Source organism: Novosphingobium sediminis, from assembly GCF_007991615.1.
Lineage (GTDB): Bacteria > Pseudomonadota > Alphaproteobacteria > Sphingomonadales > Sphingomonadaceae > Novosphingobium > Novosphingobium sediminis.
The window spans coordinates 16737-36672 of the sequence record NZ_BJYR01000025.1; the positions used below are offsets into that span (position 1 = coordinate 16737).

General features: G+C 64.7%; 19 protein-coding genes. 7 read left to right on the forward strand and 12 right to left on the reverse strand.

Features of this window, described 5'->3' with window-relative positions; all coding sequences use genetic code 11:
* Positions 1 to 21 precede the first annotated feature (21 nt).
* From NSE01_RS21365 to NSE01_RS17720, 8 genes are all read right to left on the reverse strand, one after another.
* Positions 22 to 162, reverse strand: a complete 141-nt coding sequence (locus tag NSE01_RS21365; RefSeq protein WP_170233896.1) for a hypothetical protein — start codon at positions 160 to 162, stop codon at positions 22 to 24.
* A gap of 13 nt (positions 163 to 175) precedes the next feature.
* Positions 176 to 1435: a DUF4178 domain-containing protein gene (locus NSE01_RS17690; protein WP_147160977.1), complete on the reverse strand. Its 1260-nt coding sequence runs from the start codon at positions 1433 to 1435 to the stop codon at positions 176 to 178.
* 19 nt (positions 1436 to 1454) lie between these two features.
* Entirely contained in the window at positions 1455 to 2123 is a 669-nt protein-coding gene (locus tag NSE01_RS17695; protein WP_147160978.1) for a DUF4178 domain-containing protein, read from the reverse strand.
* Positions 2124 to 2141: 18 nt separating this feature from the next.
* Positions 2142 to 3146, reverse strand: coding sequence for an SPFH domain-containing protein (locus tag NSE01_RS17700; protein ID WP_147160979.1), 1005 nt, complete (start codon positions 3144 to 3146; stop codon positions 2142 to 2144).
* Between the two features lie 86 nt (positions 3147 to 3232).
* A complete protein-coding gene (locus tag NSE01_RS17705) occupies positions 3233 to 4570 on the reverse strand; it encodes a M24 family metallopeptidase (RefSeq protein WP_246135274.1) in 1338 nt (445 codons plus the stop codon).
* Entirely contained in the window at positions 4567 to 5874 is a 1308-nt protein-coding gene (gene aptA / locus NSE01_RS17710; protein ID WP_147160980.1) for an omega-aminotransferase AptA, read from the reverse strand. The genes NSE01_RS17705 and aptA overlap by 4 nt, the downstream gene beginning before the upstream one ends.
* Before the next feature lie 72 nt (positions 5875 to 5946).
* Positions 5947 to 6468: a DUF3237 family protein gene (locus NSE01_RS17715; protein ID WP_147160981.1), complete on the reverse strand. Its 522-nt coding sequence runs from the start codon at positions 6466 to 6468 to the stop codon at positions 5947 to 5949.
* Entirely contained in the window at positions 6468 to 6995 is a 528-nt protein-coding gene (locus NSE01_RS17720) for a carboxymuconolactone decarboxylase family protein (protein WP_147160982.1), read from the reverse strand. The genes NSE01_RS17715 and NSE01_RS17720 overlap by 1 nt, the downstream gene beginning before the upstream one ends.
* Before the next feature lie 468 nt (positions 6996 to 7463).
* Between NSE01_RS17720 and NSE01_RS17725 the strand changes: the two genes are divergently transcribed.
* Together NSE01_RS17725 and NSE01_RS17730 are read left to right on the forward strand one after the other, a co-directional pair.
* Positions 7464 to 8285, forward strand: a complete 822-nt coding sequence (locus NSE01_RS17725) for an XRE family transcriptional regulator (protein WP_147160983.1) — start codon at positions 7464 to 7466, stop codon at positions 8283 to 8285.
* Positions 8286 to 8378: 93 nt separating this feature from the next.
* Positions 8379 to 8693 (forward strand): hypothetical protein, encoded by a 315-nt coding sequence (locus NSE01_RS17730; protein ID WP_147160984.1) that lies wholly within the window; start codon positions 8379 to 8381, stop codon positions 8691 to 8693.
* Positions 8694 to 8794: 101 nt separating this feature from the next.
* Here NSE01_RS17730 and NSE01_RS17735 read toward each other — a convergent pair whose 3' ends face one another.
* Both NSE01_RS17735 and NSE01_RS17740 read right to left on the reverse strand, forming a co-directional pair.
* Positions 8795 to 9556 (reverse strand): SDR family NAD(P)-dependent oxidoreductase, encoded by a 762-nt coding sequence (locus NSE01_RS17735; protein ID WP_147160985.1) that lies wholly within the window; start codon positions 9554 to 9556, stop codon positions 8795 to 8797.
* Positions 9553 to 11175, reverse strand: a complete 1623-nt coding sequence (locus NSE01_RS17740) for a carboxylesterase/lipase family protein (RefSeq protein WP_147160986.1) — start codon at positions 11173 to 11175, stop codon at positions 9553 to 9555. Before NSE01_RS17740 ends, NSE01_RS17735 begins: the two co-directional genes overlap by 4 nt.
* Before the next feature lie 187 nt (positions 11176 to 11362).
* Here NSE01_RS17740 and NSE01_RS17745 point away from each other — a divergent pair, with 187 nt between their 5' ends.
* The 4 genes from NSE01_RS17745 to NSE01_RS17760 all read left to right on the forward strand — a co-directional run bounded on the left by NSE01_RS17745 (position 11363) and on the right by NSE01_RS17760 (position 17443).
* On the forward strand, positions 11363 to 12616 hold the full coding sequence (locus NSE01_RS17745) for a cytochrome P450 (RefSeq protein WP_170233897.1): 1254 nt from the start codon (positions 11363 to 11365) through the stop codon (positions 12614 to 12616).
* 21 nt (positions 12617 to 12637) lie between these two features.
* Entirely contained in the window at positions 12638 to 14176 is a 1539-nt protein-coding gene (locus NSE01_RS17750; protein WP_147160988.1) for an aromatic ring-hydroxylating oxygenase subunit alpha, read from the forward strand.
* A gap of 166 nt (positions 14177 to 14342) precedes the next feature.
* Complete coding sequence (locus NSE01_RS17755; RefSeq protein ID WP_147160989.1) at positions 14343 to 15575, forward strand: aromatic ring-hydroxylating oxygenase subunit alpha; 1233 nt, start codon at positions 14343 to 14345, stop codon at positions 15573 to 15575.
* Positions 15576 to 15658: 83 nt separating this feature from the next.
* The gene (locus NSE01_RS17760) at positions 15659 to 17443 is read left to right on the forward strand and encodes a tetratricopeptide repeat protein (RefSeq protein ID WP_147160990.1); all 1785 of its coding nucleotides are present in this window, start codon (positions 15659 to 15661) and stop codon (positions 17441 to 17443) included.
* Here the strand turns inward: NSE01_RS17760 and NSE01_RS17765 are convergent.
* Both NSE01_RS17765 and NSE01_RS17770 read right to left on the reverse strand, forming a co-directional pair.
* Positions 17440 to 18141, reverse strand: coding sequence for a GGDEF domain-containing protein (locus NSE01_RS17765; protein ID WP_147160991.1), 702 nt, complete (start codon positions 18139 to 18141; stop codon positions 17440 to 17442). The two genes, NSE01_RS17760 and NSE01_RS17765, sit on opposite strands and share 4 nt — an antisense overlap.
* 84 nt (positions 18142 to 18225) lie before the next feature.
* Positions 18226 to 19245, reverse strand: coding sequence for a 1-aminocyclopropane-1-carboxylate deaminase (locus tag NSE01_RS17770; protein ID WP_147160992.1), 1020 nt, complete (start codon positions 19243 to 19245; stop codon positions 18226 to 18228).
* Between the two features lie 143 nt (positions 19246 to 19388).
* Between NSE01_RS17770 and NSE01_RS17775 the strand changes: the two genes are divergently transcribed.
* Positions 19389 to 19862 (forward strand): Lrp/AsnC family transcriptional regulator, encoded by a 474-nt coding sequence (locus NSE01_RS17775; RefSeq protein ID WP_147160993.1) that lies wholly within the window; start codon positions 19389 to 19391, stop codon positions 19860 to 19862.
* Positions 19863 to 19936: the final 74 nt, after the last annotated feature.

Below are 19936 nucleotides of genomic sequence, written 5' to 3' on the forward strand. Positions count from 1 at the left end.
CCTGCGGGAGAGAGGGGGCGATCATTTGTGGGTGGGCCCACGGTAGTAACCGGATGAGGAGGAACTTGGGCGCTCCTCGTCGGAAAACGGGGTCCATGCAAACCAGCTGCTCACGGCGGACAGCACCACGAGCAGCGCGCACCACGCGGTGAACAGGGTCATGCGCTTGCTCATGTCAGTCCTGATGCCTCCACCAGAAGATCAGGCCAGGCACGCTGAACAGTAGCGCCGCCATCAGCCAGAACATGCCCCACGAAAAGCCGCCGGTGCAGGAACGGAACCACAGCGCGACCGTGTCAGTATGGCCCCAGGGGTTCTGCGGATCGACGGTTCCGGGAACCGGGTCGCTGGGCCAGCCATGCGCGCCGACATCGACGAAGACATCGTAAGTGCCGCGCGGGACCCGGGAGAACAGCGTTTCGGCCTGATGGCTGCCTTCGCTCCACGGCCCGTCGCTGTCGGTGCCGGTATAGAACTCGACGAGGCCATAGGCATCGACGGATTGCTGCGTCTGGCGATTGACGAGGCTGTAGTCGAGATCGACCCAGCGGTTGGTGAAACTGTCGCTGTCCACCGTAATGGTGACGAACTGCCAGGGCCGCCGCACTTCGACCGTACCGATGCGGTGGATCGTGGTAGCGCCGCCGACATCAACCGTCGCCCGGCCATCGGCGCAGACTTGCGGGCCGCTCAGCAGCACCTGCACTGCAAGGATCAGGAGCAGCGCGGCGAGGGCGACGAGAAACATATTGCCGAGGTCGCCCTCAGCCACGCCCGGCGCCTTGCGGAAGCCTTCGGTCAGGTCAGGCCGGGGCGGGCGCGGCATGTGGCGCTGCTCGACCGTGAAGGCTTCGCTGACCCATTCGGCAGTGATCGGGATCAGCTGGGTCCACGTCACTTCATCAGCGGAGGTCTCGCGCGAGAGCTGTTCGCGGCCATTGGCGAACGTGGCGCCCTGCACCTTGTCGCCCCGCGCGGCGCGCCAATAGAACTCGCCGATCACCATCACGGTCTCGATCTCGGCATTGTCGTCCAGAACATAGTGCTGGCCGCGCCAACTGACCGAACGCCCGTCCTCCTCCGGCCGGTCGAGCAGCATCGTGCCGAACTGCCATTCGCCATCGGCCGCCACCAGCCAGCGATAGCCGGAATAGGGATTGAACAGCAGGAACTCCTGCCACACCGCATCCCCACTCCGCCGCCGCAGCGCGCCGATGACTTCCCATTCGACATCGAACAGTGTGCCGCGAGCACCCGGCATGATCGCGAAGTTCTTCGCTGCGCGGCGATAGGCGGTGATGAGCCGTACGTCCTCGTTCGCGACATCGAGCAGCGAGCCGCAGTAGCGGCAGGCCAGCGTGACCGTATAGCCCACCGCCCGGATCTCGATCGATCCGCCGCAGGACGGGCAGGTCACGGCGCGCGCACCTGTCATGCGAGGACACCTGTCCCTGTCACGCCAGCGCCTTCGGCATGGTCCAGCCTTCGATCTGCCTCAGATTGCCCGGCTTGAGCCCGGCAAGATCGCTCCACACGCCGAGCCAAGCCGTAGTGCCGTCCGCATCGCGCTGCACTGACAGCGCATCGCCTGCAGCATTGCGGAAATCGGCGTTGGTCATCGTCCGGCCGGGTAGGGCCGGAAACGGCAGGTCACCCTCGCTGCCGAGGCACTCCGCTTCCTTGATGTCGCTGGCGGTCAGCCACTTGCCCCCGGCCTTGACGGTGCAGTCCCGCGCCATCGGATTGCCTTGGGCAAAGTTCTGGATCGCCGGGACAGTGGTGACCGCCGGATATTCGCTGGTGAGCATGTACATGCCCATTGCTTCGCCCAGCCAGAACGCGCGCCCATCCGCGGCGCGCAGGAACCATTCGTTCCACGATCCGTCAGACCAGCCCCAGCGCACGCGGCCGACAACCGTGGCGGCGATGCCGTCGCGGTCCACTGTGGTGCCGATCTGGATGGGCGAGACATCGGCGGGCAGCGTTGCCACGGTGCCGATGGCCTCCACCTTCCCTGCGCCGCGCCGCACCAACGTCTGGCAGTAGGCGCAGGTCGAATAAGGCAGGCCCGGATCGCGCACGGGCAGCGCGGCCCCGCAGGAAGGACAAGTCAGATTTTCCATGCCCCCGTCCTGCAAGGATCAGCGAATGCGGCCGAGCAATTCGGCTTTCTTGGCGTCGAACTCTTCCTGACTAAGCGCACCGATCGTCACCAGCTTGTGCAGCTTTTCGATCATCGCCACCGGGTCTTCGACTGGTGCGGCGGGCGCGGCCCCCGGCCCCTGCGTTCCTAAACCCTGAGCCCCTAAGCTTTGCGACATCGCACCGCCTAGCGCGGTCGCGGCCGCCATCCCGGCGCCAATTCCGGCCATGCCACCGTCGTTCCCTGCCGCCTCCTCGATCGCCTCGGCTGCCTGAAACCGCGCGTAGGTGCCTAGATCACCCAGCACCCGCATCGAACTGGCCTTGTCGAGGTGGGCCTGCACTTCATCGGGCAGCGAAATGCTTTCGACATAGAACGAAAGGCACGAAAGCCCCCACTGCGCGAAGGCCTTGTCGACCTCCAGCTTGATCCGATCAGACAGCGTCTGCTGATTGGCAGCGAGATCGAGGAAGGCGATCCCGCTGCTGCCCAGCGCGGTCGCCATCGCGGTCTGGATCGCGGCGCGCAGCTGCGGCTCCAGCGAGGCGGCGGTCACCCCCGGCAAAGTGCCAAGCACGCGCGAGGCGAACGGCGCCACTTCACCGAGGCGGTAGGAGCACGAACCGAACGCCCGCAGCCGCAGCGCGCCGAATTCGGCATCGCGCACCGTCACCGGCTGCGCGGTGCCCCATTTCAGCGCGGGCTGCTCCTTGAGCGAGAAGAACACGACATCGGACTTGAACGGCGATCTGAAGCCCTTGTCCCAGTTCATCAGGCTGGTCAGCAGCGGCAGGTTGGCCGTCTCGATCGTGTGAAGCCCCGGCCCGAAATAGTCCGCCATCGCGCCTTCGTTGAGGAATGCCGCGATCTGCCCTTCGCGCACCGTCAGTTGTGCGCCATGCTGGATTTCGTGATCGGCGAACGGCACGCGCCACGCAATGTCGCCCGGCTGTTCCAGCCATTCGATGACATCGACGAACTGCTTCCTGAGAAAATCGAACATTGCGGTCGGCCTCCACATGCTGGCGCGCACACTACAACAATCGCCGCCGGCAACAACGATTTGCGGCCGATCCGGTCAGGATGGAGCTAAGGAATCAAGGTAAGGCTGGTCTGCCGGCCATCGATGAAGCGCACGGACTTGCCGTCGAAGAATGCGTTCTCCTCGGCCCGGAAATCCACCCGCTGCCCGCCCCACTCGGGCACAGCGGCATAGGATGTCAGCTCGATCGACCAGGCCGTGTTGGCATGGATCGCAGCCTCGCCGCGCGGATCGGCGTTCTGGTTGTCCCAGAAGCCGATGGAAGGCCCCGCACCGTGGCCGTGGAGGCCGATGGGGTGCGAATAGATCGAGGGATCGAGCCCTGCCGCCTGCGCTTCCGCCCGTGCGCGTGCCAGTGCCTCGTTGCCGCTGCGCCCCACCGCAAACTGGCGCAGGAGTGCGTCCTGCACCTTGTTGCTGTTCGCAAGGCCCTGCCGCAGCCCCGTCGGCGCGTCCGTCTCACCCGGCTTCAGCACATAGGCAAGGTGCTGCGTATCGGTGTTGAGCCGCAGATACGTGATCCCGAAATCGGTCCACAGGAGGTCGCCGGGCTGGATCACTTCCGGCCCTTCGAGCATCCCCTTCACTCCTTGCCGCTGGATGCCGATCGAGGGGTGGAACCACGCGTCGAGACCAAGCTGCAGCAGCCGGTCGCGATACCACCACTGCACCTGCTCTGCGGTCGTAACGCCTGGCGTGATGACCTTGCGCGAGAAGGCTTCGGCGATGACGGCATGGGCGGTACGTTCGATCGTGGGATAGAGCGCCATTTCAGACGGTGTGCGCGTCTCCAGCCAGCGGATGGCGAGGCCTTCGCCGCTGACAATGCGGGAGCGGAGCGCGCTCGGCAGCACAGCAGTGAACTTGTCATACTGGCTGACCGTCATGCCATCGGCGAACTGGTGGAGATCGGACACGTTGACCGCGATCTTCGCCGGGTTGCGCAGGGCGATGATGTCAGCCGCCGCCTGCCACTGGTCCGGCTGCTTTGCGGGATCCCACGCCGGCATGAACAGCCCGCCAAGCCCGTAGCGGCTGACGGTGAGCCGCTCGACCGGCTTGCCCTCACCCGGATCGTGGAAGATCAGGATCGTCCGCCGCCGCGCGTGCATGTTCTCGCCGTCGAGCATCGAGGCGACCACCGGCTCCTCGAAGTATTCGCGCGCGACCAGCAGCCAGAGGTCGATGCCTTCGGCGCGCATGATCGCCGGGATCACCGTGTCGAGCCGCTCGGCAAGGATGCGGTTCTCGGTCTCGGCCCGCTCGCGCGCGGAGAGGATCGGCGGGACGGCGGGCGCGGCCTGCTCCGTCTCGCTCATGCCGATGGGCGCGGCAAAAGCCGGAGTTGCAACCAGCGCCGCCGCGGCAGCCAGAACGTGCCTCATTCGGCGCGTTCCAGCGCAGCGCGGATCGTTTCTGCAATGCGGCCCATGTGATCGGGTTCGATAATCAGCGGCGGGGAAAGCGCGATGATGTCGCCCGTCACGCGGATGAGGAGGCCGGCGCGGAAGCAATCGGTGAACACGTCATAAGCCCGCGCGCCCGGCGCGCCATCGCGCGAGGCAAGCTCGATGGCGCCGACGAGGCCGATGGTGCGCACGTCGGTAACGTGGGGTGCATCGCGCAAGGCGTGGAGCGTATCGGCCCACAAGCCCGCCAGCGCCGCACCGCGCGTCAGCAGTCCCTCACGCGCATAGATGTCGAGCGTGGCGAGGCCGGCGGCGCAGGCGACGGGGTGGCCGGAGTAGGTATAGCCGTGGAACAGTTCGATGAGGTTCTCCGGGCCCTTCACGATGCCATCATGCACCGCGCGGCTGGCGAACACGGCGCCCATCGGCAGGGTGCCGTTGGTGATGCCCTTGGCGGTGGTGATGAGATCGGGCGTCACGCCGAAGTAGTCTGCGCCGAACGGGGTGCCGAGGCGGCCGAAGCCGGTGATGACCTCGTCGAAGATCAGCAGGATGCCGTGCCGCGTCGCGATTTCGCGCAGCCGCTCGAGATAGCCCTTGGGCGGCGGGAGCACGCCGGTGGAGCCTGCGACCGGCTCGACGATCACCGCCGCGATGGTCTCCGCGCCGTGAAGCTGGACCAGCCGTTCGAGATCGTCGGCGAGTTCCGCGCCGTGATCGGGCATGTCACGGGTGAAGCGGTTGCGCGCGGGATCGTGGGTGTGGCGCATGTGGTCGGTGCCGGGCAGGCTCGTGAACACGCGGCGGTTGTTGAGGATGCCGCCCACCGAAACGCCGCCAAAGCCGACGCCGTGATAGCCCCGCTCGCGCCCGATGAAGCGGGTGCGCGTGCCCTGACCGATGGCGCGCTGGTAGGCGAGCGCGATCTTGAGCGCGGTGTCGACGGACTCGGAGCCCGAGCCGGTGAAGAACACGCGGTCGAGCCCGGCGGGTGCGATCTCGGCAAGGCGGGTCGCGAAATCGAAGCCGATGGGGTGGCCCATCTGGAAGGCGGGCGCAAAATCCATCGTGCGGATCTGGTGGGAGACCGCATCGGCGATTTCTTCACGCCCGTGCCCGGCGTTGACGCACCACAGGCCCGCCGTCCCATCAAGGATCTCGCGGTCGTCCGCAGAGCGGTAGAACATGCCGCGCGCTTCGGCGAGGAGGCGGGGCTGCGATTTGAACTGGCGGTTGGCGGTGAAGGGCATCCACCAAGCGGCAAGATCGGGCGTGTTCATCGGGCGGGCACTTTCCGGACGCGGTAAAACGGAGATGTGCAGCGTGGCATGTTCCGCTCGGTTCTGGAAGCCTCAGACCAGCTTGTAGATCGAGAGCCTGACCGAAGGCACCTTGCCCTCACCTGGTGCCACGGTCCCGGCGAAGATGAACTGGTTGAGCCAGCCGTACTTGCCGAGCGGCGCCTCGAAGCGCGGTGTCGTCATCGCATAGCGCTGGCCGTCCGGGCCGGGCACGGTCTGGATCAGGCCGCGGTTGAAAACCTTGATCTGGACCTTGTCATCGGTCTCCATGAAGTAATCGGCGAGGAGTTCGAGGTAGCCGTCGGCGCGCAGCAACTGCCAGTCCGCACCGCCCGGCACGATGCGGCCGCGGATTTCCGGCCCCTCGAACGTGCCGCCGATGATCGGAATGCGGAACCGCTCGCCGTAGGGTGTTTTGCCGTGGGAGACGCGCTCCTCCAGCAGCGCGACGGCGGTGTAGACGAGAACCGGGCGCGGGCCGGCGGGCGGCTCGGCCGCAGCCGCTGTGCCGGCGCCGGAAGCCAGCGCGGCACCGCCTGCAGCCAATCCGCCAAGCAGCCCGCGCCGATCCATCAGGCAACCTCGCGCAGCGCCGGCAGCGCGCAGACCGCATCGAGCCCGAGCACGTGGGCGACGCGGCCAATGCCCATCCACACCGCAACGCAGAAGGCGAGGTCGACGATCTCATCGTCCGTCAGCGCTGCCTTGTAGCGAGTCCAGAAATCCTCGTCGGTGGCGAGAGCCTTGGGATCGAGGCCGACCTTCTCGGCATATTCGATCGCCAGCTTCTCACGCTCCGAAAGGACGGACGAAGTGCGCCATTCATTGACGGCGGCATAGAAGGCTTCATCCGGCGCGGGGCCGTTGGTGCGTTCGAGATCCGGCCGATCGCGCAGCACGCGGAAGTTTTGGCAAAGCTGGCACCCGTTTATAAGCGCGGTGCGCATCCGCGCGCCTTCGAACAGGCGGGTGGGCAGCTTCGACATGCGGTAGGTGACATCGGAAAACCCGAAAGCGGCGTTCACGATCTCGGGCGCATAGTGCTCGGACAAATGGCCGAGCGGGTTCATGTGATGGGCTTCGGGCAGAGCAACACGCATGGCATCCTCCTTTTTTATCCGTTTGCGGTCCTGCAGCGGATCAGACGCCCGCCAGCCCGCGTTCTCCACTCCCCAATCTGACAGGCACCGAGGCCTCTGGAAAGAGGTCTGAGCCAAGGCCTGAAGCGCTGCAAGTTGACACGGTTGACACAGTCCTGAGGCAAAACAGCGAGCCCGGCACGGGCGCCCCCGGACTGCCCGAATGCGGCAAGAAACCGCGAGTTTGAGGGGATGCAAGGAACACGCTGCAACCATGCCGCATGGGGGTGGCTGTAGGACAGCGGATTATAAATAACAGACGCGTCTGTTATTTATAATCCGGTAGATCGAGTGCTCCGATCCGTTGCCCATGCCCCGCGCGGCGGAGCCTCTGCTTTGGTTACAAGTCTCGGTATTCCCAAAATAATAGGTTAAAAATCTCAAAATCATGCCTACTTTTAAGCAAACATACGTTAGAAAACTCTGAGCATGAAAAGAGTACGGTCGAAAACAGCGGTTCGCCTTCAAGAGCGGATGGAAGAGCTCGGCATCTCGCAGGAAGCGCTTGCAGCCGCGATTGGCTGCACGCAGAGCGCCATCAGCAAGATATTGACCGGTAACTCGCAAAAATCACGACTTCTTCCCCTGATTGCGAATGAACTTTCGTTAAATTTATATTGGCTTATTGGAATAACTGATAATAAAATTGATGAAAATGAATATAATTTAAATCCCACTAATAGAAATTTTTTCGATAATAATATTAAAGAAAGCCAGAAAATTGAATTATCAGATCAAATAGATTGCAAAAATTTTGAAAATGATTTCGCAGATATTTTACTGAACTCCAAATCATCCGCAGATGACAATGCGACTGCACCGAACCACTCTTCCGGTGAATTGGGGATTGTTCCAATTCGCGAACTTGATCTTGCACACGGCGTTGGCGATGGGATCACCAGCCCGCGTATAACCTCACACGTCCGCTTTTTCCCGACGGAATGGATACGGCAATACACAGACGCGCACTCAGACGAGCTCGTGTTTGCCCACGGCATAGGCGACGCGATGGCGCCCACGCTGCTGGACGACGACACATTGCTGATCGACTGTTCGGACCGGGAACTCGGCCTAGGTGACCAGATCTGGGTATTCACTTACTACAATCACGGCATGGTGAAGCGACTACGTCCGGCCGAGCATGGCCTCCTCCATCTGCTTTCGGACAATCCCGCCGTGCCAGATGTAATCGACTCCGAGAACTCGGTGCAGCTGCTCGGGCGCGTGGTCGCCTACATGCGGAAAATGTGACGCGTAACGTGCCACTCATGCCAGCGTCGGCAGTTCGAGGCGAAGCGCAACCAATCGGGCGGCTTTTCGGCCGCTAGCTAAAGGCGCAAGCAAATGCTGTTCCTGCTCCTTGCTGCCGCGGCATCCTCCCTAAATGCGTGCGAGTCAGCGGTCCGCACCGACCTGCCGTCTGCGGCAATAGCCTGCCGGGTGCCCTTCGGAACCCTGAGACAAGGAGCAGATGCGGCTGACGCTTCCAGCTATGACCCTATTGACGATCTCACACCGACCTGTCGCGAAGCCATGCGGGCAGGTCAGGTCGCTGGTTGGTTCGGCCCGGCGATGCCGATCGCCATCCGCCGCGGCTACGTTCGCCAGTTTGAGGAGAAACTTGCGATTTGCAGGAAGTCGTTAGCGGCTTCGCCCTGAGTGTAAGGCCTGCGGCCCTTTCCTGCCTGAGGCCCTCCTCCGGGGAGGCTTGGTTTGGATGGAGAGCTCCATTTCCGCCGCCCCCCCAAGGAGGATTGGGATCAGGCGCGGGTCTTGAGGCGCAGGCTGTCCCAGCTGATGTCGCCGGTCCAGCCTCCGTCAACCGGGAGCGCGACGCCGTTGATGAAGCCGGCGGCGTCGGAGGCGAGGAAGGTGATCGCTTCGGCGACGTCTTCGGGCATGGCGAAGCGGGCCATCGGCACGCGGTTTTCGATATCGGCGTTGTCGTAGGCGCCCGAGCCCATGTCCTTCACGTCCATCTCGGTCTTGATCCAGCCGGGGCAGACCGCGTTCACGCGCACGCCGCGGCCGCCCCACTCGCCCGCGAGGGTGCGGGTGAGGCCGACGAGGCCGTGCTTGGAGGTGTTGTAGGCCGAACGGTGGATCACCCCGCCGAGGCCCGCAACCGAAGCAACGTTGACAATGGCGCCCTTGCCCGCGCTCAGCATCTGCTTGCCGAAGGCGCGGCAGAGCAGGAACGGCCCTTGCAGGTTCACCGCCATCATGCGCTGCCACTGGTCGAGCGTGGTATCCTCGGCGGGCTGGATCATGCTGATGCCGGCGTTGTTGACGAGGACCTGCGCGCCGCCGAAGTCTGCCGCAATGCGCGCGGCCATGTCTTCGACGAAAGCTTCATCGGCAATGTCTCCGCTGATGGCGACTGCGTGTGAGCCGATGGCGGCGGCCTGCGCGGCGCAATCCTGCACATCGGTGAGGACGACGCGGTAGCCGGCGGCGGCGAGGCGGCGGGCGGTGACGAGGCCGAGGCCCTGCGCGGCGCCGGTGACGATGGCGGTGTTCATTTGCTGTCCTTTTTGGGCTGGGCGGCGGTTGCGCCGAAGAAGGCGGGGTATTCCGACCTCCAGAAATCGCAATTGTATTCGGCCCAGGCATCGACCGGGCGGACGGCGCCGGGTTCGAAGCGCATGACCTTGTTGGCGGGCCAATTGGCGGCGGAAACCTTGCCGCGCATGAAGCTGGCCCACGTTGCGACGAGCTGGTCTGCCATCGCCTGCGAGGCGGGCGAAAGATCGGGCGCGTTCATTGCGGAGGTGTTGGAAAATCCGGGGAAGAAGGAGTTGAGTTCTGCCGAATGGACCGCGCCCATATCGAAGCCGGGGTCGGGCAGAATGGGGATGCCGACGCCGCGCACGGGGGCGGTGCGATCAGCGAATTCCCATTGGTCGACCGGCGTATAGGCCGCAAGGAGACGGCCGCTTTCGATCTCAAGGCAGTGGGTGATGCCAAGGCCGGGCATGAAGTCGGTCATCAAGGAGCCGAGCGTTTCAGCGGGACGTTCGCCGGGCTTGAGCGGGTAGAGCGCGAGAACCTTTTCCGCCTTTTCGCCATAGAGGGCGCGCACGGCGGGCGGGTAGGTTTCCGGCGTGATCCTTGCGCCGTTCTGCACATCGTAGCCCACGTAGACGCGCATCTCGTCACGCGTGTAGCCGTTGAGCACGGGGACGCGGAGGAACTTGCCCGATTGCAGGGCATCGAGCGTGGCGCGCGGCTGCGTCGGATTGCCGGTGAACGGCGCGAAGGCGAGGAGTTCGCCCTTGGCGGCGCGGGTGCCGGCGGCGATCAGGGCCTGCGGTTCGACGGCCTTGAGGCAGGTGAGGCTCTTGGCGGGATCGGTGCAGCCGGCTTCCTTCGCGACTTTGGCGGCGAAGTCTTCGGCCTGAGTAAGGGTGCGCAGGGGCGTGCCGCAGGCGCCGCTCTGGATGATGGCGCGGTGGAACAGGCCCTTGGTTTGTTCGGGCGCCTGAAGATGCATGCAGACCGAGGCGGCACCGGCGGATTCGCCTGCGAGGGTGATGTTTTCCGGATCGCCGCCGAAGGCTGCGACGTTGGCCTTGATCCAACGCATGGCGAGGCGCTGGTCTTCGAGGCCGAGGACATGGCCCGCGCCCGAAGTGCCGGCGGGCGGGGCCATGAAGCCGAACACGCCGAGGCGGTAATTGATGCTGACGACGACCGCGTCCATTTCCTTCGCGAGGCGGTCCAGCCGGTAGAGCGAGGCGGAGCCGCCGACGAACGCCCCGCCGTGGATCCACAGGAGGACGGGGCGCTTGGCGGCCTTGGTGGTGGGCAGGCTGACGTTCAGGGTGAGGCAGTTTTCCTCGTCGCTGCGTTCGGTGAGGCCGTAGCGTGCGGCCTGCGGGCAGGCGCCGCCGAAGTGCATCGCGGGGAGAACGCCGGTCCATGGCTGCGCGGGCTGCGGCATGGACCAGCGGGCATCGCCCGAGACGGGGGCGGCATAGGGAATGCCGCGGAATTCGAGGACGCCGTTCCGGACGAAGCCTTCGACCTTGCCCGAAGCGGTGGTGACAACCTCACCTTGCGGGGCGGATTGCGCGGCAAGCGGCGCGGCGAGGAGAAGCGCCGCGAGAGCGACAAGGGCGCGCCAGCTTTTCAGGATCATCGGCGAAGGTCCGTTGTGGTGTGCGCCTGTTGGTACGCATGGGCGCGCGCGTTGCAAGCCTTGTGGATTCCGCGTGACGGAGCGCTCTCATTTTTGAGGGCCGCGAATTTGAGGCAGGTCAAAGCCTGCAACCGGCCTGCTGCGTCATCTTTCACGCTGGACGAGGATGATGCCGGGAGACCCCGCAATGGAAGCGCTGGAACGGATTGACGCAACGAGCCCGGAGAATCTCCAGAACCCCTACCCCTATTACGACCGGCTGCGGCGTGAGGCGCCGGTGTTCCGCGATCCCAAGACGGGGATCGTTTCGGTTTCGACGTATGATCTGGTGCTTGAGGTCAACAAGAAGCCCAAGGTTTTCTCCAGCGACTTTTCAGCGCTGCTGAGTTCGGGTGGTTCGGGAACGTTCGATGCGGAGGAGACGGCGATCCTGAATCAGGGGATGCCGCGCCGGAACACGATGCTGACCGCCGATCCGCCGCAGCATTCGCGCTACAAGCGGATCGCGATGCATGCACTGCCGCTGAGCCGGGTCAACGCGATGGCGCCCTATGTGGCCGAAGTGACCAATGCGCTGATCGACAGGTTCATCAAGGAAGGCGAAGTCGAGTTCAAATCGCAGTTTGCCGAGATGCTGCCGGGGATCGTGATCGCGGATGTGCTGGGCGTGCCGCGCGATGACATCCCGATGTTCCAGAACTGGGTCCGCGCGGCGATCCTGAGGCTGAATGGCAATGCCAAGCCCGAGCAGCGCGCTGATCTTGCCCGCAGCGAAATCGCGATGCAGGCCTATTTCCGGGGGATCATGGCGGAGCGGCGGGCGGAGCCGGGGACGGACGTGATCTCCGACCTGCTGGCGGCGCGGTTGCCGGAGGATGACGGGTCTGAACGCCCGCTCGACGATGCCGAGATCTATTCGATCGTGCAGCAGATCTTCACGGCGGGGCAGGAAGCAACCGCGCATGCGCTCGCCTATGCGCTGGCGCAGCTGCTCGCCAATCCGGAGCAGATGGCCGCGATCATGGCCGACGATAGCCTTGTGCCGGGCTGGGTCGAGGAGACCGCGCGGCACCTCTCGCCCTCGCACAACATGTGGCGGGTGGTGAAGGAGGATACCGTGCTGGGCGGTGTGGCGCTGAAGGCCGGGGAGGCCATGCTGCTGCGCTATGGTTCGGCCAACCGCGATCCGGCGGTGTTCGATGCGCCAGACAAGTTCGATGTGAAGCGGGACAATGTCCAGAAGCACGTGGCGTTTGGGGCGGGCGTGCACACCTGCCTCGGCATGCATCTGGCGCGGGTGGAGATGGGCACGGCGCTGCCGATCCTGCTGCAACGGCTGAAGAATCTGCGCTTCGCCAATCCGGACAACCCGTTCCAGTTCGCCGCCAGCCACATTCTGCGGGGCATGCAGTCCTTGCCGCTGCGCTTCGATCCCGCCTGAACCGTAATAGGGAGAGCATCCATGGTCGAGACACTTACCGGCACCAACCGTTCCAAGGGCATCACCTACGATGCGCTGCTGGACATGGACACCCATGCGGTGCCCGAGCGGCTGCGCGAGGATTGCCCGATCGCGCCGGGGCCGACGATCGTCGATCCGAGCATCTACTATTCGCGCGATTTCTTCGATCTCGAGGTCGAACGGCTGTGGAAGCGGGTGTGGCAGATGGCCTGCCACGAGGACGATATTCCGAACGTGGGCGACAGCCATGTCTATGACATTGCCCACCTTTCCTACATCGTGGTGCGGACCGGGCCGGACGAGATCAAGGCGTTTCCCAATGCCTGCCTTCACAGGGGCCGCGCGCTGCTGACCGAGGACAGCAAGGGCGTGCGCGATTTCCGCTGCCCGTTCCACGGCTGGAACTGGGGCATCGACGGCGCGCTGAAGGAAGTGCCGTGCCAGTGGGACTTCCCCTCGGTCAGCGCGAAGACGCACAGCCTGCCGCCGCTACGGGTGGGCCGCTGGGGCGGCTGGGTGTTCATCAATCCCGATGACAACGCAGAGCCCTTCGAGCAGTTTCTTGGCGACATCGATCGGCACTTCCAGCCGATCCCGTTCGAGCGGCGCTACAAAGCGGTGCACGTGGCGAAGAAGCTGCGCTGCAACTGGAAGGTGGCGCAGGAGGCCTTCATGGAGGCCTATCACGTGGTGGCGACGCACCCGACGCTGCTCGATGTGATGGGCGATGCCAATTCCAAGTATGACGTGTTCGGCAACATGTCGCGCGCGATCTCGCCCAATGGCCTCCTCAGCCCGCATGTGAACCCGGCGTTCGTGGCGGAGCCGCTGGAGGGCGCGAAGACTTATGCCAAGGTGCGCCACGCGCTTTCCGGCAATGTCTATGAACGGCTTAGCGAGGACCGCGTGAAGGTGACCGCGCGCGATGGGCGCACGGGTATTTTCGACCATCAGGCGCACCACATCGAAGGCGAGCTTGACCACGCCGACGTGCAGCTGTGCGATTGGGTCGGTGGCCGTCTGCCCGACGGCTGGGAGCTGGAAGAGGACCATACCTCGACCGGCCCGGTGCCCGACCGGCGCAAGGCGATGGCGAACGAATCGCGCGAGCGGTGGCGGGGTCTGCTGGGGGATGAAGTCGACGAGATGTCCGACGCCGAGTTCGTCGACACGATCTACTACAACCTCTTCCCCAACATCAGCCCGTGGGGGTGCCTGAATCCGATTTTCTACCGGTTCCGTCCGCTGGGCGACAATCCGGAGGAATGCATCCACGAGACGATGTTCATGATGCCCGTGAAGAAGGGCGAGAAGCGCCCTGCCCCCGCCAAGGTGCACTGGCTGGACTTCGACGACGACTATTGCGACGCGGCGGAGCTGGGCATGCTGGCCAAGGTGTTCAACCAGGACGTGGTCAATCTGCCGCACGTGCAGCGGGGCATGAAATCGATCAAGTCCAAGGAGATCGTGTTTGCCAACTATGGCGAGACGAAGATCCGGCATTTCCACCAACTGCTGAACGAGCAGCTTTCGCGTTGATTGCTGTTTCGGCCCAATCGAAACAGGGTGGGCCGAAACAGGGCGGCACCGGGCCGGTGCCGCCTCAACTTAACAATACGCCAAGCAAAAATGACAATTGCAGGCAGGGCTGCCGGAGATCACTGTGAGCCGGAAAAGCTCTGCCCCGGGATTCGAGGATAACGACATGTCACGTGAACAGCTGATCGAAATGACCCGTTCGCTTATCGCCCACGGCGATGCGGGCACGATGGAACTGGCAGACGAAGTCGTGCGCATTCCCGCCTCGACCTATACCGACGAGGCGCTGTTCGAGCGCGAGAAGAAGCAGATCTTCCGCCGCCTGCCGCTGATGGTCGCGCCTTCGTGCGAACTGCCCAATCCCGGCGACTACAAGGCGATGGACATTGCGGGCGTGCCACTGCTGCTTACCCGCCAGCGCGATGGCAGCGTCGGCGCGTACCTCAACATGTGCACCCACCGCGGCAACCCGGTTGCTTCGGGCAGCGGCAATGCCACGCGCTTTACCTGCGGCTATCACGGCTGGACCTTCAAGAACGACGGCGCGCTGATCGGCGTCGCCAGCCCGCAGGACTTCGGCGCGGTGGACAAGGCCGCGCTCTGCCTGACCAAGTTCCCCGTCTATGAAAGCGCAGGGCTGATCTGGGCGACGCTCGATCCCAATTCGAAGCTTTCGATTGCCGATTACCTGTGCGGCTATGATGGGCTGCTGGAGGCCTTCGGCTTCAAGGACTGGTATCTGTTCAGCCAGCGCACGCTTTCGGGCCCGAACTGGAAGACGGCCTACGACGGCTACCTCGATTTCTACCACCTGCCCGTGCTCCACGCGAACACCTTCGGTGCGGACTTCTACAACCGCGCCAACTACTACGAATATGGCCCGCACCAGCGCCTTTCGACCCCGTCCAAGTTCGCGATCAAGGTGCAGTCCGACGACGATGGCCAGATCGACCTTACCAAGCTTTCCGACGAGGAAATCCCGGACGAAGTACTGGTGCAGGGCGTTTGGACGATCTTCCCGCACATCTCGATCGCCAGCTTCTACGGCGGCGGCCTGCGCGGCGCGATGATCAGCCAGCTGTTTCCGGGCGACAAGGTGGGCGAAAGCTTCACCACGCAGTTCTACGTCATGGAAAAGAAGCCGAGCGACGAAGTGGCGATCAAGGCCGCGCACGAGCAGTTCGATTTCCTTGAAATCGTGGTGCGCGACGAGGACTACAAGACCGGCAAGCGCCAACACGAAGCGCTGCAGAGCGGCCTGATGAAGGACGTGCTGTTTGGCCGCAACGAGCGCGGCGGTCAGGTGTTCCACACGTGGGCGGCAAAGCTGCTCGAAGCGAGCGACGACGATCTGGTCGAGATGTTCGCGCGCGAGGCACAGCGCGAAGCAGCCGAGTAAGATCGGCATGGGCTGCGGCGATGATTGCGCCGCAGCCGCCGCAGGCATAGGCTGATCCTCCCGGGGGCAAGGGAGGGAAAATCATGCGCTTGTATCGGATGCTGGGGCTAGCCTTGCTGGCTGGCGGAGCTGCGACCGCGGCGACCACCCTCCACCGCGCGCCGCACAGCGACGCCGCAGCGCTCGCCATGCTCGATCCTTCGCGACTGGCGGCGGCGGCCTGTGCCGAGCGCGCGCGGGCGAGCGAGCCGGTGCTGCTGCGGCGCTTGCAGCAGGCGGCCGCGCTCATGGGCCCGGTCGTTCCGGGCAAATTCCCGCTTTATGGCGGCGTGCCGCGTTCGGCGCTGGAGCCGGGCGGGATGACGCCCGCGGCGCGGCCGTGGTTCGATCAGGGCCTCGAGATGGCCTACAATTTCAACCATGCGGCGGCAGTCGCCTCGTTCCGCAAGGCGCAGGCGCTGGCGCCCGGTTGCGCGCTGTGCTTCTGGGGCGAGGCGCTGGTGCAGGGGCCGAATATCAACGCGCCAATGGAAGCCAAGGCGCTCGCGCCGACGCTGAATGCACTGGCGAGAGCGCAGTCCTTGGCGCCGGGGATGCCGGCGCTGGACCGGGCGCTGGTGGGGGCCTTGGCGGCGCGCTATTCCGCCGATCCCAAGGCGGACCGGGCGGCAATGGACGCGGCCTATGCCGATGCCATGCTGGCGCTGGCGGCGGCGCATCCGGCGAATGACGACATGGCCGTGCTGGCGGCCGAAGCGGCGATGGACACCAGCCCGTGGAACTACTGGCAACCGGGCCGCGCCGAGCCAAGGGCGCGGATCGACAAGGCGGTGGCGCTGGTCGAAGGCGTGCTGGCGCGGCATCCCGGCCATCAGGAAGCGGCGCACCTCACCATCCACCTGATGGAGAACTACGTCGATCCGAAACGCGGCGAGAAGGCGGCGGATGCGCTGGCGCTGAGCGCGATGCCCGAGGCGGGGCACCTCGTCCACATGCCTGGGCACATCTATTACCGGATCGGGCGCTACAAGGATTCGATCCGCGCCAATATCGCGGCGGCGAAATCGGACGAGGCCTATCTGGCCAAAGTGCCGGACGACGGGATGTATCGCTACGGGTACTATCCGCACAACATCCACTTCATCGTGACATCGGCGCAGCAGGCGGGCGATCTCGGGCTCGCGGTATCGCAGGCGCGCAAGCTGATGCGGATCATTCCCGAGGACAAGGCAGTCGAGCTGGGCTGGATCCAGGCGGTGGTGGCCGCGCCTTCATTCGCCTTTGCGCAAGGGGGGACGCCGGCGCAGATCCTTGGCCTGCCCAAGCCGACGGCGCGCCTGCCCTACGTGCTGGCGATGTGGCACTATGCCCGCGGGGTGGCCTTTGCCCGGCTCAAGCAGCCACGGGCGCTCGATGCGGAACTGGCGGCGATGGAGCGGCTGACTGCCGATCCGGGGATCAAGGTGCTGGAGGGCACCGGGGTGCCGGGCACCGACCTCATCCATCTGGCGCAGCACGTGATGCGCGGGCGGCTGGCCTATGCGACCGGCGATTATGCGGGCGCGGCGGAGCACTTCCGCAAGGCGCAGGCGATCGAGGGGACGATCCCCTATCAGGAGCCGCCGTACTGGTACTACCCGGTGGGCCAATCGCTGGGCGCGGCCTTGCTGGCGGGCGGAAAGCCTTCAGAGGCGCGCGATGCGTTCCATCAGGCGCTGCTGGTTGCGCCGGGGAATGGCTGGGCGCTGTGGGGCCTCGCCAAGGCCGAGCGAGCGCTGGGGCATGAGCTTGAAGCGCGGGCAGCGGATGCGGCGCTGGAGCGGGCGTGGCTGGGGGATCGGCGGCTCTTGACGCTCGACCGGCTTTAGGACGCGACGGCGAGCCGGTTGCGACCGGCATTCTTGGCGGCATAGAGCGCGTTGTCGGCGCGGCAGAGCAGGTGATCGAGGCTTTCGTCGGCGCGCGAGATGGCGATGCCGAAGCTGGCGGTCATGCGGGTGAGTCCTGCGGGCGTGATCAGCGGGAGGGCTTCGAGGCGCAGGCGGATTGCATCGACCACCAGTTCACCGGCTGCGCGGGCGCGTTCGCCCGCCTCAAGCGCAAACAGCAGGCCAAATTCTTCACCGCCGAGGCGCGCCACCAGCGCATCTGGCGGGGCGGCAGCGGATATGACGGCGGCGGCGTGCTGGAGCGCGAGATCACCCCCGGCATGGCCGAGACTGTCGTTGATGTGCTTGAAATGATCGATATCGACCATGACCAGCATCTGCGACTTGCTGCCTTCCAGCCGGGCGCCGGCTTGTTCGACAAAGGCGCGGCGGTTGTCGAGCCTGGTCAGCAGATCCTGCCGGGCGAGCAGACTGAGCTGCCGGTTTAGCGCCTCCATCCGGCGCGTGATCCACACGAAGTAGATGAACGAGGGCGGCGCGACGAGCGCGGGGATGCAGAAGGCGACCAGCATCGCATCGCCATAGGTGACTTCGCCATGTGTCTGGAACGAGGCGTGCGTTGCCGCCAGCGAGCAGCCGATGGAGAGGCCCACGACAAGAATGCCGGCAAGCAGCATCCGGACCGGGCTAGAAGTGATGTTCCAGACCACGGCCCGAGAATAGCGGACGAACCCTTAACGATCGGTACCGCGCCCGGCCCCTCAGCCATCCTTGTAGTAGTAGCTGTAGCCGTTGATCGCGGGGGCGCCGCCGAGGTGCGCGTAGAGGACGCGGCTGCCTTCGGGGAAGAAGCCCTTGCGCGTCAGGTCGATCATGCCCTGCATCGATTTGCCCTCGTAGACCGGATCGGTGATCATCGCTTCGGTGCGGGCGGCGAGGCGGATGGCGTCGTTGGTTTCGTCCGACGGGACGCCGTAGGCCGGATAGGCGTAGTCCGGGTTGATGACGATCTCGTCCTCGCGGATGGGGCGGCCGAGGCCGACGAGTTCTGCGGTGTTGTCGACGATCATGCGGACCTGCGCACGGGTCTGCTCGAGCGTGCCGGAAGCGTCGATGCCGATCACGCGGTCCGCGCGGTCCTGCGCGGCGAAGCCGACGATCATGCCGCCTTGCGTCGAGCCGGTGACGACGCAGACGACGATGTAATCGAACTTGAAACCGAGCTCGGCCTCTTGGCGCTCGACTTCTTCCGCAAAGCCGACATAGCCGAGCGCGCCGTACTTGTGGACCGAGGCGCCGGCGGGGATCGGATAGGGCTTGCCGCCGGCGGCCTTGACGCTCTCGATGGCGTCTTCCCAGCTCTGGCGGATGCCGATGTCGAAGCCATCTTCCACCAGGCGGCTGTCTGCACCCATCAGGCGGGTGAGCAGGATATTGCCGACGCGGTCGTAGACGGCGTCGTAATGCGGCACCCACTTTTCCTGCACGACGACGCACTTCATGCCGAGCTTGGCGGCGGTGGCGGCGACCATGCGGGTGTGGTTCGATTGCACGCCGCCGATGGAAACCAGCGTGTCCGCGCCCGAGGCGATGGCATCGGGGACGATGTATTCGAGCTTGCGCAGCTTGTTACCGCCGAAGGCGAGGCCGGAGTTGCAATCATCGCGCTTGGCCCAGATCTCGACCTTGCCGCCGAGGGCTTCGCTGAGACGGGGCAGGCGCTCGATGGGGGTGGGGCCGTAGGTGAGCGGGTAGCGTTCGAATTTCGAGAGCAGGGACATGGTGGCTCCGGCTTGGCGTTTGATTCGGCGCTGAAGCTAATCGAAAGTGCTTGGAAGGTGCTTGCAAAGTTGGCGACTCTGAAAGCGTAATTCAGTCATAATGGCGCTTTTATTTATATTACCTTCCGCTAAATATCATTTCTATGAAAGAAACTTCCATTGAGTTTGACCGGATCGACCGCAACCTGCTGCGCATGCTGCAGGCGGACGGGCGGCGGTCCAATCAGGAGCTGGCGGACCTCGCCAACATCAGCCCGGCAACCTGCCACCGGCGTGTGGCGCGGCTGGTGGAGGCGGGGGCGATCACCGGGTTTCGGGGATTTGTCGATCCGGGCGTGGTGGGGCTCGGCACGCTGGTGATGGTGGGCGTGGTGCTCGATCGCTCGACGCCGGAGAGCTTCGCCGCGTTCGAGGGGGCGGTGCTGGGGATGAAGGAAGTGCTCGATTGCAATCTGGTGGCGGGGGACTTCGATTACCTGCTGAAGATCCGCGTGCGCGACATCGCCGATTTCAATGCGCTGCATGGCCAGCGGCTGCTGACCCTGCCGGGGGTGCGGCAGACGCGGACGTTTTTCGTAATGAAGGAAGTGAAGGAGAATGCGCCGCTGGGGTTTTGAGGTTTGCGCTTTGCTGAACCTCACCACCCCCAACCCCCTCCTCTGTCCTTCGACAAGCTCAGGATGAGCGAAGA